11 protein-coding genes and 1 other RNA gene are annotated in these 14,183 nt (G+C 60.8%); 4 read left to right on the top strand and 8 right to left on the bottom strand.

Features of this window, described 5'->3' with window-relative positions; all coding sequences use genetic code 11:
• The first annotated feature begins 139 nt into the window (after positions 1 to 139).
• Complete coding sequence (locus HX824_RS03560) at positions 140 to 511, top strand: VOC family protein (protein WP_003219063.1); 372 nt, start codon at positions 140 to 142, stop codon at positions 509 to 511.
• Here HX824_RS03560 and HX824_RS03565 read toward each other — a convergent pair.
• Positions 425 to 1,393 carry a DMT family transporter gene (locus HX824_RS03565; protein ID WP_177049220.1) on the bottom strand — a complete coding sequence of 323 codons (969 nt, stop codon included), beginning with the start codon at positions 1,391 to 1,393 and terminating at the stop codon, positions 425 to 427. The genes HX824_RS03560 and HX824_RS03565 overlap by 87 nt on opposite strands.
• Positions 1,394 to 1,490: 97 nt before the next feature.
• Here HX824_RS03565 and HX824_RS03570 point away from each other — a divergent pair, with 97 nt between their 5' ends.
• Positions 1,491 to 2,354 (top strand): LysR family transcriptional regulator, encoded by an 864-nt coding sequence (locus tag HX824_RS03570; RefSeq protein WP_003219067.1) that lies wholly within the window; start codon positions 1,491 to 1,493, stop codon positions 2,352 to 2,354.
• 39 nt (positions 2,355 to 2,393) lie between these two features.
• Here the strand turns inward: HX824_RS03570 and HX824_RS03575 are convergent, their stop codons facing one another.
• Positions 2,394 to 3,008, bottom strand: a complete 615-nt coding sequence (locus tag HX824_RS03575; protein WP_177054139.1) for a hypothetical protein — start codon at positions 3,006 to 3,008, stop codon at positions 2,394 to 2,396.
• A gap of 1 nt (position 3,009) precedes the next feature.
• A complete protein-coding gene (locus tag HX824_RS03580) occupies positions 3,010 to 4,056 on the bottom strand; it encodes an N-acetylmuramidase family protein (RefSeq protein ID WP_177054140.1) in 1,047 nt (348 codons plus the stop codon).
• A gap of 284 nt (positions 4,057 to 4,340) precedes the next feature.
• Between HX824_RS03580 and HX824_RS03585 the strand changes: the two genes are divergently transcribed.
• Together HX824_RS03585 and HX824_RS03590 are read left to right on the top strand one after the other, a co-directional pair.
• The gene (locus HX824_RS03585; protein ID WP_177054141.1) at positions 4,341 to 4,874 is read left to right on the top strand and encodes a hypothetical protein; all 534 of its coding nucleotides are present in this window, start codon (positions 4,341 to 4,343) and stop codon (positions 4,872 to 4,874) included.
• A 14-nt stretch (positions 4,875 to 4,888) separates the two neighbouring features.
• The gene (locus HX824_RS03590) at positions 4,889 to 5,476 is read left to right on the top strand and encodes a hypothetical protein (RefSeq protein WP_177054142.1); all 588 of its coding nucleotides are present in this window, start codon (positions 4,889 to 4,891) and stop codon (positions 5,474 to 5,476) included.
• Between the two features lie 105 nt (positions 5,477 to 5,581).
• Here the strand turns inward: HX824_RS03590 and ffs are convergent.
• The 5 genes from ffs to smc form a co-directional block, all read right to left on the bottom strand.
• Positions 5,582 to 5,678, bottom strand: an RNA gene (gene ffs, locus HX824_RS03595) — signal recognition particle sRNA small type.
• Between the two features lie 132 nt (positions 5,679 to 5,810).
• A complete protein-coding gene (locus HX824_RS03600; RefSeq protein ID WP_177054143.1) occupies positions 5,811 to 6,974 on the bottom strand; it encodes a putative zinc-binding metallopeptidase in 1,164 nt (387 codons plus the stop codon).
• 162 nt (positions 6,975 to 7,136) lie between these two features.
• A complete protein-coding gene (ligA, locus tag HX824_RS03605; protein ID WP_008437559.1) occupies positions 7,137 to 9,494 on the bottom strand; it encodes an NAD-dependent DNA ligase LigA in 2,358 nt (785 codons plus the stop codon).
• An 87-nt stretch (positions 9,495 to 9,581) separates the two neighbouring features.
• On the bottom strand, positions 9,582 to 10,433 hold the full coding sequence (zipA, locus tag HX824_RS03610; RefSeq protein WP_003219080.1) for a cell division protein ZipA: 852 nt from the start codon (positions 10,431 to 10,433) through the stop codon (positions 9,582 to 9,584).
• A gap of 259 nt (positions 10,434 to 10,692) precedes the next feature.
• Entirely contained in the window at positions 10,693 to 14,181 is a 3,489-nt protein-coding gene (gene smc / locus HX824_RS03615) for a chromosome segregation protein SMC (RefSeq protein ID WP_177054144.1), read from the bottom strand.
• Positions 14,182 to 14,183 lie beyond the last annotated feature (2 nt).

Consider the following 14,183-nt stretch of genomic DNA (forward strand, 5'->3'; position numbering starts at 1 on the left):
ACGTGCACGCAATAAAAAGAGCAGACAGCCAGATTGACTGTCTGCTCTTTGCTTGATGACTCCTGACATGAACTGACAGGACAGCCCCTTAGACTAGGGACTGAGCCGCGCCATTGCTGCGTCATTCCACGGAGTCATCATGAATAGCATTGCCCATTACTTTTTGTTGTACGTCGACAGCCCGGCCACCAGCGCCAACCTCTACAGCCGACTGCTGGACAAGCCGCCGGTGGAGCTGGGGCCGACCTTTGCGCTGTTCATCCTCGACAACGGGGTGAAACTCGGCCTGTGGTCGCGCCATACCGTGGAGCCTGCGGCCCAAGCCTCGGTTGGCGGTAGCGAGGCGGGTTTCTGCGTCGCTGATATCGCAACGGTCGACGATTTGCACACACGCTGGGTGCAACTCGGGATGAGCATCATCCAGTCACCGGTCGAGGCGGACTTCGGCTACACCTTTGTCGCCCAGGACCCCGACGGCCACCGCCTGCGGGTGTTCACCGTGAACCCGTAACGGCTTGCGGCGCCAGCGCCCTTCGAGGCTGATGGCGCCGACACTGGCCAGCACGATCAGGCCACCCAGCACCACGCGCAGCGAAACCTGCTCGCCCAGCAGCGTGGCGGCCATCACCATCGCCACCGGCGGCACCAGGTACAACGCCACTGACGCGCGACTGACCTCGACATGCCGCAACACATAGGCCCAGGCCAGGTACGCCAGGGCGCTGGGAAAGGCGCCGAGCAACAACACCGCCCAGTTGGCTTGGGTCGATGATTGCGACACCACCGCCGGCAAACCCGGCAAATAGACACACAACAGCAAGGTGCCCGACCACACGGTGTAGCACACCGTGGTCAGCGGGCTGTAGCGCCGGGAATAGTGTTTCTGGATGGTGAAATAAAGGCTCCACGACAACGCCGCCAGCAGGATCATCAGTCCACGGGGATCAATCTGCCCCAGGCCATGCTCGCCCCAGATCACCACCAGCACCCCGCTCAATCCCAGCAGCACGCAACCCCAGCGCCAGCCGGTAACTCGCTCCTTCAAGCCGAAAAACGCCACCAGCACCGTAAACAGCGGAACCGACTGCGCCAGCACACTGGAGGCCGCAGCCGTGACAAATTGCTGGCCGAAATTGATCGTCAGGTGATGCAGGAAAATCCCGAAGAAGCCCAGCACCAGCAACCACGGCAGGTCCCGCAGACGTGGCCGCTCGATCCTCATGACCAACGCCACGCCGGCCATCAATACTGAAGCAATCAGGAACCGTCCCAAGGCCAACTGGCCAGGGCTGTAGCTGTGCAAGGCCAGATGCACGCCAATCGGCGAATACGCCCAACAGAGGATGACGCTGGCAGTGACTAGCGTAAGCTTTACAGGTGAAGGGGCTTTCATGAACGGCGTCCAGCAGTGGGAATGCCGTCAGTCTTGGCCCCGGCAAGGCGCAGGACAATTAACCGTTTCTGACTTCTGTAATCACTGGAACTGAGCGATGGAACTGGCCCAACTGAAAATGGTGAAAGCCGTGGCACAAACCGGCAGCGTGGCCCAGGCCGCCCTGCAACTGCACTGCGTGCCGTCCAACATCACCACACGCATCAAGCAACTGGAAAGCGAGTTGGGTACCCCGCTGTTCATTCGCGCCGGGCGCGGGTTGGCGATCAGTGCCGCAGGGGAAGTGTTTCTCGACTACTGCGAGCGCATCCTCGCGCTGGTGGAAGAGTCCAAGCGTGCCGTCGACAGCAACGCGATTCCCCGCGGCAAGCTGCGCATCGGCGCAGTGGAATCCAGCGCCAGTGGCCGCCTGCCGCCGCTGCTGGCCGAATACCATCGACGTTATCCACAAGTGGAGCTGGAACTGGTGACCGGTGCCTGGGCGCAGTTACTCGATGACCTGCAACATCACCGCATCGACGCCGCGCTGGTGGCCGCCGGCGGCAAACGCCCGAAGCTCGAACAAAGCGTGGTCTACAGCGAGCGCCTGGTGCTGATTACCAGCGCCTCCAGCGCACCCATCGAGGACGCCCGGGACCTGGCCGGCCGCACGCTGCTGGTGTGGCCGCCCGGCTGCCCGTATCGCGCAGCCCTGGAGAACTGGCTCAAGCCCCACGACATCAAGCCTGCCATCGCAAGTTATGCCAGTTGGGGCACGATCATTGGCTGCGTCAGCGCGGGGATTGGCGTGGCACTGGCGCCGGAAGGCATCCTGGCGCGCTACGAGCAGGCCAACCAATTGACGTCCTACCGCTTCGACGAATTGGCGGCGGTGGATAACCTGCTGTTCTGGCACAAGGACACCCAACGCCATCTGGCGCGGGATGCCTTTGCGGGGCTGTTGCGGGAAACTTTCGGCTAACCGGTTTTCGCCCCGCTACGCGCGGGCGCAGCAGCATCTTCAGCCTTTTGCGGGGACCAGCCTGGCGTACTGGTCCTGGCTGATCCAGCCCTTGGAAGAGCGGCCTTCGCCATTGATGAACTCGACCTGGGCCCAGCCATCCTTGAACGCCAGTACCGCGACCACATCGTCCTTGACCACGTAGGCACGATGGCTGGCCTTGGCGTCCGGGGTCTTCTGCAGGAAGGCCTTGTCGGACGAAACGGTCACCAGGCCAATCCATTTCTTGGCAGCGGTTTGGGTCAGGTCCAGGCCGGTGGCAATTTCCGGCATCAACACGTTGATGCAGCCGGGATGTTCGCGGCCCTTCTCCACGGTCAGCATCACACCGTCCGAGGAGGCCGCGACGGTACCCGGATAGGCCTCATCCAGCCATGTCGACACCGATGCCTTCGCACCGTCGACCTTGCCCTCCAGGAAGAACGTGCACGAGCGGGTCACGCCCTCGCCCATTTCCTCGGCATAAAACCCCTCCACCTGATGCTCGGGCGTCACGGCCAGCATCAGCCCTTCGTACTTGCCCGAGTGCAGCGTAGCGGCAAACGCCGGCGCACCAGCAGCAACACACACGAAAGAGGCAACCAGCAATCGGGACACGCAACGTTTGAACGGCATTCTATTTTTTCCCTTCAAGTGCTTCGTAGGCTTTTTTGATGCGTTGGTCATAGTCGCCATAATCCTTGCCGTTATAGTTCAGCGCCATGGCGGCGTAATCCTTGTTCTTCATGGCCTTGACCAGGGCCGGGCTCTGGCTGCAAAAACCGAGGAAGGCCTTTAGTTGATGCCCGGCATTAATCTTCATGGCCACCACAAATTCAAACACCGTTTTATAACCGCATGCCGTGAAGTTGGAGCCCATAATCTGAAACATGCCCCAGGAGGCCGACTTCAAGGCCGCTTCCTGATCCAGCGCAAAGGCGGTGGCCATGGTTTCCCAGGCCTTGGTCTGGTCCTTGTTATTGGCCTTCCACTGGGGCCCGGCCTTCTTCACGTAGGGGTACGACAACAGCGGGTGGGTCTGGTCGTATTTACTCTTGGTGTACTTGCGAAAATGGTGCCCTTCAAAGGCGATCACCGGCAACTTGGCCGGGCCGAACCCGGAGCGCCCTCCCGACTCCACCGTGGCAAAGGCCTTGATGATATTGACGGAAATGCCGTTACCCAACTGCGTGGCAGCGTTCTGGAAGTCCGTATCCGTCAGCGTCGTGCCGCCGTCGCACGTGGCCTGGAGCATCATCTGCCGGTTGCGCCGCTCGGCCTCGATCATTGCCCGCATGCGGTCCAGATAGTGGTCGACCGTGGCCTGGACCATGTCCGCGCCGGTGTTGCCGAACACATTGAGAAACGTCGGAATACGCAGGGTCGGGTTCGGCTTGACCGGCACCTTCACCGCTTCTTCGATCAGGCTATTGAAGGTGCGCCCGGTGGGGTCGATAACACCATCGGGATGCGCGTATTTGAGGTGGCGGAACTGATACTGGCTGATGCACTGCACCAACTGGCCGTCGCATTTGCCATTTTCCGCCAGGGGGAAACTCAACTTGGGAATGATCAAGTTGAATAAATACTGGATGCATTGAACATCGGCGGGCAAGTTGCGGGCTTTGCCCGGCGCACCGACGGAAGCGCTGATGAGAGTGGGCAACCCTTGCAGGCTTTTCATTACTGACATCCTTGTTAGTTGGAGTAGATGAGCCATAAAGCGCCATCACTTTAATATCATCCATGTGCCACCGACATATTTAGAAATATGTCGCTGGCGCAAACTAACAAGGCGAATTTGGCTTGTCCAGCGCAAGGTTTTAAGGATGTGAGCAATCCCTCACTGACGTCGTCCCTGGGAATAATTTTTAAACGGACTGGGCACTTTGCCACTACCTGCGCTACTGTCTGTTTCGCAGGATGCATTGTCGTCCTGACATCTAACAATGACGTCCAGGGACTGACATGAAATCGACCTTTATTGCCTGTGCCATCAGCGGATTGCTCTTCGTCTCGCCAAACACCCACGCAGAAGATTTTGCGGGCTACTTGCTCAAGGCGGTAACGCCAAAAGGTCCGCAATGGCAAACCAAAAACGATGACGAGATGGCATCAGCGTTCGCGAATGCCGGGGTAAAACGATACAAGTGGTCTGCCGACACCGGAAAAGACGAGATCACCCTGTTTGTGTTGCCGGGCCAGAATCAACCGCCAAGCGCGGCCCGTGATTCCGATACCCGGGCCGCCGAGAAGAACTGCAAAACACATATCAGCCAGACTGACATGGGAGATACCAGCACCCCGTATATGGGCTGGTCGGTGATCTGCACACAGGCGAACGGCAACGTCATGACCTTGAGGCATTTTGCCTATCAATTGGGGGGCGACACGTACAAGGTTTCCAGGACCTGGAGAGAAATGCCTTCAGAACAAACCGTTGCACAATGGAGCGCAACGCTCGCCAGCATCGCCGACCACATCAGCAGCACTAAGCCGTGACATAGGAGGTGCCCATGCGTTGGCTAATCGTGGTATCGACTGTCCTGCTGCTGTTCGGCTGTGCATCCAAACCGCCTGTGGCGCCGCCGGACCTGTCCCGCCCGTCGATCGCCGAGACAAAGTCGGTGGTGTTTGCAGGGAAAACATACGTCCTGAAATACCAGGCCCGGGGCAACGTTCCGCTCTGGGAGTATTTCCTCGCACCAGAAAGCGTCAACGCCTGGAGCGAACTGGTGGATTTTCGCCTCGCGCCGCCCCAGACCACCGGCAACGAGCCCCGGGATCTTGCCAACCTGACCGCGCAGGCCCACAAACAGGAATACCCCAACCTTCCGGTGGAGATGTTTTCAGACGAGAAAACCGATGCGATCTACGTGCTGCTGTTTTATCCGACCTCCACACGCAAGGACGGCAGCTTCTTTGAGTTCAATATCTTCAAATACTACAAGGACAACGGGACCGGCCAAATCATCAGCTTCCACTTTGCCAAGAACATCCCGTCCGACACGCCTGCCGCACGACAGGAGTTGCCCAGGCACATGGCGAGGTTGCGCGCAGAAGTGATTCCGGCCATGGGAGAGTTCCCGCTGTACCGTCAGTAACCCTGATGAGCGAACAGCAGAAATCGCTTCGCAGATGACGAATGTCAGCGAAGGGCTTCATAAAAGTATTTTTTTGAATCAAGGAGGGTTGCGTTATGGAGGCAACCCCACCAGCCACACCCCGGCACACAATGTTCCCGCTGTGGCTGCTGCCTTCCGGCTCTGACCAGGTTCACGGGTAATCGTTGCGGGGGGACCGATGGGGTCACCATAACGACGCTCGCCTCTCGGCAAGCCGCGCCATTGTACCGATCTCATCGGAAGTTACAACCGTTGGCGCGGGATTAAAAATATCTGATGGTTCAAGTACTTGGCTGCAGGAGCAAGCTTGCTCCTACAAAAGCACGACCTCGTCCGCCCGACCGCCCTCTTGCTGGATCACCAGGTGAATGAAGTGCAGCTTGGCAATCACCGCCGGCGGCAGGACGAACGGATAGAAATCCGGCTGGCCCATGCTGCGGGACAGTTCGTTGAGCATGCCGGCCAGTTCGATCCACGCATTGACGAATGACAGGAACGCCGCGCCACCGGGATGCCCGGGGTCGTAGAGGGTGCTGAGGGGGAACGGCTGGTAATCCAGGTCCATCTCCCGGGCGCTCATGCCGAAGCCCAGCGCGGTGTCGACGGCGTCCATCATGTGCAGGTAATGCGCCCAGGTTTCCGCCCAGTCTTCCCACGGGTGCATGGTGGCGTAGGCGCTGACGCAGGTTTGCTGCCAGTCCGGGCGCGGGCCGTTCTGGTAGTGCTGCTCCAGGGCGTCGGCGTAGCTGGCGCGCTCGTCACCGAACAGCGTGCGGAACGGCTCCAGCCAATGGCTGTTGGCGATCAGGCGGTCCCAGTAGTAATGGCCGACCTCGTGACGGAAGTGACCGAGCAAGGTGCGGTAAGGCTCGCGCATCTGTACGCGAATTTTCTCACGGTGGGCGTCGTCGGCTTCCTTGATGTCGAGGGTGATCAGGCCATTGGCGTGGCCGGTGGTGGGCGCGTTGCCTTCCAGGTCGATGCCGACAAAATCGAAGGCCAGGCCGGTGTCTTCATCCACCGCCTTGGGAATCACCTGCAAGCCCAGGCTGATGAGTTGGGCCACCAGACGACGCTTGGCGGTTTCGACCTTGCGCCAGCGTTCGGGGTTTTCGGGGATCGACAGGTCGGGAATGGTGCGGTTCAGGCTGCAGGCCACGCACAAGACCTGGCGGTTGTCGGCGGGCAGCAGCCAATTGCACGCGGCGGGCGTGTCAAGGTTGGCGCAGCGACGAAATGCGCCGGCTTCAGGGTCGGCGTCCAGCAGCCAGGTGTCGGCGTACGGGCCGGGCTGCAGGGAGGACAGGCGACTCTGCTCCGGCTGATAGCCCAGCAGCGCCGAGCAGGCCAGGCACTGGCTGTTGCGAAAGAACAGCGATTGCCCACAGCGGCACTGCCAGACCTTGCTGTTGCGCGAGGTCTCGGCCATGAACGGTGCGGCGATGCGCGAACTGAGTTGTTCGAAGAAGCGGTACATGGCGATCTCTCCGGGAGGCTTGCCAATACTAGAGCATTGCCCGAGAGAGATCGTTCCCACGCTCTGCGTGGGAATGCATCCAGTGACGCTCCGCGTCGCACCTTTCAGAGCGGACGCAGAGCGTCCAGGGCGGCGTTCCCACGCAGAGCGTGGGAACGATCATCAGACTGTGATGTTGTGCTTGGCCAAAAATGCCACGAACGCCTCTTCATCCAGCACTTTCAAGCCCAGCTCAGTGGCCTTGGCGAGCTTCGAACCCGCGCCCGGCCCGGCGACCACGCAATGGGTTTTCGCCGACACCGAGCCCGCCACCTTGGCGCCCAGGCTTTCGAGTTTTTCCTTGGCAACATCGCGGCTCATCAGTTCCAGGGAGCCGGTGAGCACCCATGTGTGACCGGCCTCGGGCAAGCCTTCGACGACTTTCTTCTCACTCTGCCAGTGCATGCCGAAGTCCTTGAGCTGTTGCTCGATGGCCAGCGCACGCCGGGCGTTTTCTTCAATATCAAAAAAGTCCCGGACGGCCTTGGCCTGCTTCTCCGGCAACGCCTGGCGCATGTCGAGCCAGTCGGCCTTGATCACGCCTTCGAGGGAGCCAAACTTGTCCGCCAGCTTCTGCGCGGCGCCCGGCCCTACGGACGGTACGTGCAGCTTGTCGAGCAAGCCGCCCAACGTGGTGCTGGCCGCAAACTCGGCGCTCAGGTCGCCCTGCTCCTGCAACTCCAGGCCGCACTCGTCCTTCGAGATCAGGGCGCCAATCACATCCTGGTTATGGCTGTCTTCAAAGAAGCTGTGAATCTCGTGGGCCACTTCCAGGCCAACGTCCGGCAAGTACGTCAGCACTTCCGGCAAGGCCTGCTGCACGCGCTCCAGGGATGCCAGCGAGCGCGCCAGCACCTTGGCCGTCTCCTCGCCCACATCGGGAATGCCCAGAGCGTAGATAAACCGTGCGAGGGTTGGCGTCTTGCTGTTTTCAATAGAGGCAATCAGCTTCTTGCTGGAAACGTCGGCAAAACCTTCCAGGTCGATGATCTGTTCGTACTTGAGCTTGTAGAGATCCGCCGGCGAGCCGATGAGTTTTTCGTCCACCAGTTGCTCGATGGTCTTGTCGCCCAGGCCATCGATGTCCATGGCCCGGCGCGAAACGAAATGGATGATCGCCTGCTTGAGCTGCGCACCACAGGCCAGGCGCCCGACGCAGCGGTACACCGCGCCTTCACTGACGGTTTCCTTGCCCTTGCTGCGCTTGACCAGTTGGGTACGCTCAACGTGGGAGCCGCACACCGGGCAACTCTCGGGGATCTGCACCGCGCGGGCGTTTTCCGGGCGACGCTCGGTGACAACCGACACCACCTGCGGAATCACATCACCGGCACGGCGGATGATCACCGTGTCGCCGATCATCAGGCCCAGGCGTGCCACCTCGTCCATGTTGTGCAGTGTGGCGTTGGACACGGTCACACCCGCGACCTTGACAGGTTTCAAGCGTGCCACGGGTGTCACAGCGCCGGTGCGGCCGACCTGGAATTCAACGTCAAGCAGCTCGGTCAGCTCTTCCATGGCCGGGAATTTATGGGCAATTGCCCAGCGCGGCTCGCGGGCACGAAAGCCCAGCTCCCGCTGGTAGGCAATGCTGTTGACCTTGAACACCACGCCGTCGATTTCATAGGGTAAGGCGTTGCGGCGCTCACCGATATCGCGGTAGTAGTCGAGGCAATCCTGAATCCCCTTGGCCAGCTTCAGCTCATGGCTGATGGGCATGCCCCACTTCTTCAGCTGTTGCAGGTTGCCGATGTGGGTGTCGCTGATATCCGTGGTCACGCCATAGCAGCAGAACTCCAGCGGACGGCTGGCGGTGATCTTCGAGTCCAGCTGACGCAGGCTACCCGCCGCCGCGTTGCGCGGGTTGGCGAAGGTCTTGCCGCCAACTTCCAGCTGGGTGGCGTTCAGCCGCTCGAAACCGGCCTTGGACATGAATACTTCGCCGCGCACTTCGAGGGTCGCCGGCCAGCCGGTGCCGTGCAGTTTCAAAGGAATGTTGCGTACGGTACGCACGTTGACGCTGATGTCTTCGCCAGTGGTGCCATCGCCGCGGGTGGCGCCACGCACCAGCTCACCGTCCTGATACAGCAGGCTAACCGCCAGGCCATCGAGCTTCGGCTCGCAGCTGTACTCCACCGCTGCGCCACCGCCAAACAGGTCGCCCACGGGCAGGTCCAGGCCTTCAGTGACCCGGCGATCGAATTCCAGCATGGTGCTTTCATCAAAGGCGTTGCCGAGGCTGAGCATCGGGATTTCGTGGCGTACCTGAGTGAACGCAGACAATGCCGCACTGCCGACCCGCTGCGTCGGTGAATCACGGGTTACCAGCTCCGGGTGCTCGGCTTCAAGCGCCTTGAGCTCGTGGAACAAACGGTCGTACTCGGCGTCCGGAATGCTCGGCTCGTCGAGGACGTGGTAACGGTAGTTGTGCTGATCCAGTTCAGCGCGCAGTTCGAGGATGCGGGTGTGGGCGGCGGTCATGGGTGTTCTCTCATAAAGCAAAAGAGCAGCCGAAGCTGCTCAATATGTTAGTGCATGGATTCTACAGGCAACGCTTAAGCTTGGACCTTAGCGCTTCTGTGTCAGGGCACGACGCTCGAACTCGACGATGCGCTGACGGTAATGCTCGATGGTCTGGGCGGTCAGGACGCTGCGTTGATCGTCCTTGAGTTCGCCGTTGAGTTCCTGGGACAGCTTGCGAGCTGCCGCCACCATCACGTCGAACGCTTGTTTCGGGTGACGCGGGCCCGGCAAGCCGAGGAAGAAGCTCACCGCCGGAGTGCTGAAATGGTCGATGTCGTCCAGATCGAAGATGCCCGGCTTGACCGCATTGGCCATGGAGAACAGGACTTCACCGTTGCCGGCCATGCTTTCGTGGCGATGGAAAATATCCATCTCGCCAAAGCGCAGGCCGCTTTCCAGAATATTCTGCAGCAGGGCCGGGCCCTTGAAGCCGGCGGCGTCACGGCAGATCACGCTGATCACCAGCACCTCTTCGGCAGCCGGCTGGTCCTTGACGGATTCTTTATGGGCGCTCTTGGCCGGGGACTCATCCGGGAAGTCGTCATCACGGCTGCTGAAGCTCGGGCCTTCTTCCAGGTCCAGGTTCAGGTCGCCCTGGGATGGCTCGCTGGCCGCGCTGCGCTTGCCGCGCTTGGGTTCACGGGCTTCACGCACCGGTGCGCTCATCGACGGCAGGTCGTGCTCGTCCAGGTGCGGTTCTTTATGGTTGTCCAGGACACGCGGTGGCCCCAGCAGCTCGGCGCTGCCGTCGTCGTCCGGCAAATTGGACAGGTTGCGGTCCAGGCGAAATTTCAACTTGCCCTTGCCGCCACGCATCCGGCGCCAGCCATCAAAAAGAATACCGGCAATGACAATAATGCCGATGACGATCAGCCACTCGCGCAGACCGATTTCCATGTAATCCCGTGCCTCTAATAAAAAATGCTGAAAAATAAGGGGTTTAGCACCGTGCAAACCGCTTTAAAACGTGGCGCCAACTCTATGTTCTGAATGACGTTTTGCCCACGCATACGAAAATTTGACATTAAACTAGCACGACCAAAGATAACTTTACACCGTCTGTCAAAATGCCTTGAACAAATATGTCCATTTGCCACTTTTCCCAGACCGGTAAATCACCTTACGTCCTGCTGAAAATCCTCCTTCGACCTGCGGCTCAGGATTCCACCAGCGCCATCGCCTCTTCGACATCCACCGCCACCAATCGCGAACAGCCCGGCTCGTGCATCGTCACGCCCATCAATTGATCGGCCATTTCCATGGCGATCTTGTTGTGGGTGATATAGATGAACTGCACCGTCTGGGACATCTCTTTAACCAGTCGGGCGTACCGTCCAACGTTAGCGTCATCCAGCGGGGCGTCAACTTCGTCGAGCATGCAAAACGGCGCCGGGTTCAACTTGAAGATCGCAAATACCAGGGCCAATGCGGTCAGTGCCTTCTCGCCACCAGACAACAAATGGATGGTGCTGTTCTTCTTGCCCGGAGGCCGCGCCATGATCGTTACCCCTGTATCGAGTAGATCTTCGCCCGTCAGTTCCAAGTAAGCGCTGCCACCACCGAAAACTTTCGGGAATAACGCCTGTAAACCGCCATTAATCTGATCAAAGGTATCTTTGAAGCGATTACGGGTTTCCTTGTCGATCTTGCGGATCACGTTTTCCAGGGTGTCCAGCGCTTCGACAAGATCGGCGTTCTGCGCATCCAGATAACGTTTGCGCTCGGACTGCTGCTGGTACTCGTCGATGGCCGCGAGGTTGATCGCGCCGAGTCGTTGAATGCGCGCGGCAATCCGCTCAAGTTCTTCTTCGGCTTCTTTCTCGTTGGCCTCGGCGGTCAGGGTATTGAGCACGCCGTGCAGGTCGTAGCCGTCTTCCAGCAACTGGTCTTGCAGGGTTTTGCGGCGCACCGTCAGGGCCTGCCATTCCATGCGCTGCTGTTCGAGCTGGCCCCGGATCAGTTGCGACTGTTGCTCGGCCTGGGTCCGGCGTTTTTCCGCGTCGCGCAGTTCGCGGTCGGCGTCTTCCAGGGCGATCTGGGCGGTCTTGAGCTCTTCGTCGACGGTCATGCGCTTGTCGAGCAACTCTTCAAGCTTCAGGCGCAGCTCTTCCAGCGGGGCCTCGCCCTCCTCCAGGTTGAGGCTCAGTTGCTCGCGTTTTTCGGTCAGGCGTTCGGACTGCATTTCCAGGCGCTCAAGGGCCTGGCGCGTGGAGTCGTGCTGCGCCCGCAGGGAGCCGAGGCGCACGGCCAATTGATGGGCGTGATCCTTGTGCTGGCGAGCTTCCTGGCGCACCCGGTCGAGGCGCTCGCGCAAGCTGTCGCGCTGGGCCAGCAGCAACTCGCGCTGCTCGGTGTCCAGGGCCATGCTGTCGAGGGCTTCCTGCAATTGCAGGCGTGCTTCGCCGACTTGTTCGTGTTCGAGGGCGCGTTGCTCGCCCATCTCGGCCACTTCTTCGTCGAGCCGGGTGCGGCGCAGGGTCAGTTGCTCGACCTTGGCCTTGCTCGCCGAGAGCTGGGCTTTCAATTCGCCCTGCTGGCGCGCTTCGTCCTGCAACAGCCGGCGCAGGTGTTCGCGGCCGGTCTCTTGCTGGCGCTGGGTGGCGCGCAGGGTTTGCAGCTGGTTTTCCAGGGACTCGAGTGTGGCTTCGCGCTCTTCGCGCTCGGCGGTCAGGTTGACGATTTCCTGGCCACGGGCCAATACGCCGCTTTCCGCTTCGCTGGCACGCCGTACCCGCAAAAAGTGCCGGCCGACCCAAAAGCCATCACGGCTGATCAGGCTTTGCCCGGCGGCCAACTGCCCGCGCTGGGCCAGGGCCTGCTCAAGACTGTCGACCGGCTTGACCTGGCCGAGCCACGGCGACAGGTCAATCGCCGCCTCCACTTTATCCAGCAGGCTGCCCGGCACGCGAGTGCCGTCCGCCGCCGGGCTGAGCAAACGCAGATCGCCCTGGGCAAAACCCGCCAGGTCAAACCCGCTAAAATCATCCACCAGCACCGCTTGCAGGTCGGCGCCGAGCACGGTTTCCACCGCCAGCTCCCAACCGGCTTCAACCTTCAGGCCTTCGGCCAGGCGCGGACGCTCGGCCAGGTGTTGGTCACGCAGCCATTCAGCCGTGCCGGTGCCCGGGTCGAGCGCCGCTTGCTGCAAGGCTTCCAGGGAAGCCAACCGGCCGTTGAGCCGCTGCAAATCGCCCTGGGCCTGCTGCTGTGCCTGGGTCGCCTGCTGCAGTTGCTGACGCAATTGCTCGAGGCGCTCCACTTGTTGTTCTTCGCTGGCTTCCAGCTCTTCCAGCGTCATTTCGCTTTCGGCGAGTTTCTCGCTCAGTTCGAGGATCGCTGCATCTTCCGGGTCGGCAGCGAGCAGCACGCGCTCTTCCACCAGGCGCCGCTGACGCTCGGCCAGGCGCTCCATGCTGGTTTCCAGTTGCTGGATGCGTGACTGCTGCACCTCAGCCTGGCGGCGCGGCTCGGCAGATTGCAGGTTGAACGTGTCCCACTGCTCCTGCCAGGCGTGCATGGTGGTTTCGGATTCTTCCAGGGCCGCAGCGGCTTCCTCGGCAGCGGCGCTGGTGACTTCCTGCTCGGGAGTGAGCATGTCCAGCTCCTCCCCAAGGGTCAGCAGCAAGGTGCGGTCGTGGCCCAGGTGCGATTCGGTTTCCAGGCGCGCACGCTCGGCTTCTTTCAAGTCGTCCTGCAACTGGCGCAAACGCTGCTGGCCGTGCTGGATGCTCTGCTCGACCCGGGCGATATCGCCGCCCACCGAATAGAAGCGCCCCTGCACCAGATTGAAGCGCTCGGACAGGTCATGGTGACCGTCCCGCAGGCGTTCGATGCTGGCGTCGGCATTGCGCTGCTCGGCCACCAGGGCTTCGAAGCTGATTTCCTGGGTGCCGATGATCGCTTCGCGCTGGCCCACCTGGTCATTCAACGCCTGCCAGCGCAGGGCCGACAGTTGCGCCTTAAGCTGACGCTCCTCGCCCTTGTATTCCTGATACTTCTCGGCGGCCTGGGCCTGGCGGTGCAGGCGCTCCAGCTGGCGCTCCAGCTCTTCACGCAGATCAGTCAGGCGGGCAAGGTTTTCATGGGTACGGCGGATACGGTTTTCGGTCTCGCGGCGGCGCTCCTTGTACTTGGAGATGCCGGCCGCTTCCTCGATAAAGTTACGCAGGTCTTCGGGCTTGGCTTCGATCAGCTTGGAGATCATCCCCTGTTCGATGATCGAATAGCTGCGCGGGCCCAGGCCGGTACCGAGGAAGATGTCGGTAATGTCCCGGCGGCGACACTTGGTGCCGTTGAGGAAGTAGCTGTTCTGGCTGTCGCGGGTCACTTTGCGGCGAATGGAGATTTCCGCATAGGCCGCGTACTCGCCCACCAGGGTGCCGTCGGAATTGTCGAACACCAGTTCGATGCTGGCCTGGCTCACCGGCTTGCGGCTGGTGGAGCCGTTGAAGATGACGTCGGTCATCGACTCGCCACGCAGGTTTTTTGCGGAGCTCTCGCCCATCACCCAGCGTACGGCGTCGATGATGTTCGACTTGCCGCAGCCATTGGGCCCGACCACTGCCGCCATGTTACTGGGGAAGTTCACCGTGGTCGGGTCGACGAAGGATTTGAACCCCGCCAGTTTGATGCACTTGAGCCGCACGC

Source organism: Pseudomonas sp. D4002, from assembly GCF_013385665.1.
GTDB lineage: Bacteria > Pseudomonadota > Gammaproteobacteria > Pseudomonadales > Pseudomonadaceae > Aquipseudomonas.

Coding starts and splice junctions, on each gene's coding strand:
- zipA (WP_003219080.1), bottom strand. CDS start 10,433: ATGGAAATCGGTCTGCGCGAGTGGCTGATCGTCATCGGCATTATTGTC.
- HX824_RS03580 (WP_177054140.1), bottom strand. CDS start 4,056: ATGAAAAGCCTGCAAGGGTTGCCCACTCTCATCAGCGCTTCCGTCGGT.
- HX824_RS03590 (WP_177054142.1), top strand. CDS start 4,889: ATGCGTTGGCTAATCGTGGTATCGACTGTCCTGCTGCTGTTCGGCTGT.
- HX824_RS03570 (WP_003219067.1), top strand. CDS start 1,491: ATGGAACTGGCCCAACTGAAAATGGTGAAAGCCGTGGCACAAACCGGC.
- HX824_RS03600 (WP_177054143.1), bottom strand. CDS start 6,974: ATGTACCGCTTCTTCGAACAACTCAGTTCGCGCATCGCCGCACCGTTC.
- HX824_RS03565 (WP_177049220.1), bottom strand. CDS start 1,393: ATGAAAGCCCCTTCACCTGTAAAGCTTACGCTAGTCACTGCCAGCGTC.
- HX824_RS03585 (WP_177054141.1), top strand. CDS start 4,341: ATGAAATCGACCTTTATTGCCTGTGCCATCAGCGGATTGCTCTTCGTC.
- HX824_RS03575 (WP_177054139.1), bottom strand. CDS start 3,008: ATGCCGTTCAAACGTTGCGTGTCCCGATTGCTGGTTGCCTCTTTCGTG.
- HX824_RS03560 (WP_003219063.1), top strand. CDS start 140: ATGAATAGCATTGCCCATTACTTTTTGTTGTACGTCGACAGCCCGGCC.
- ligA (WP_008437559.1), bottom strand. CDS start 9,494: ATGACCGCCGCCCACACCCGCATCCTCGAACTGCGCGCTGAACTGGAT.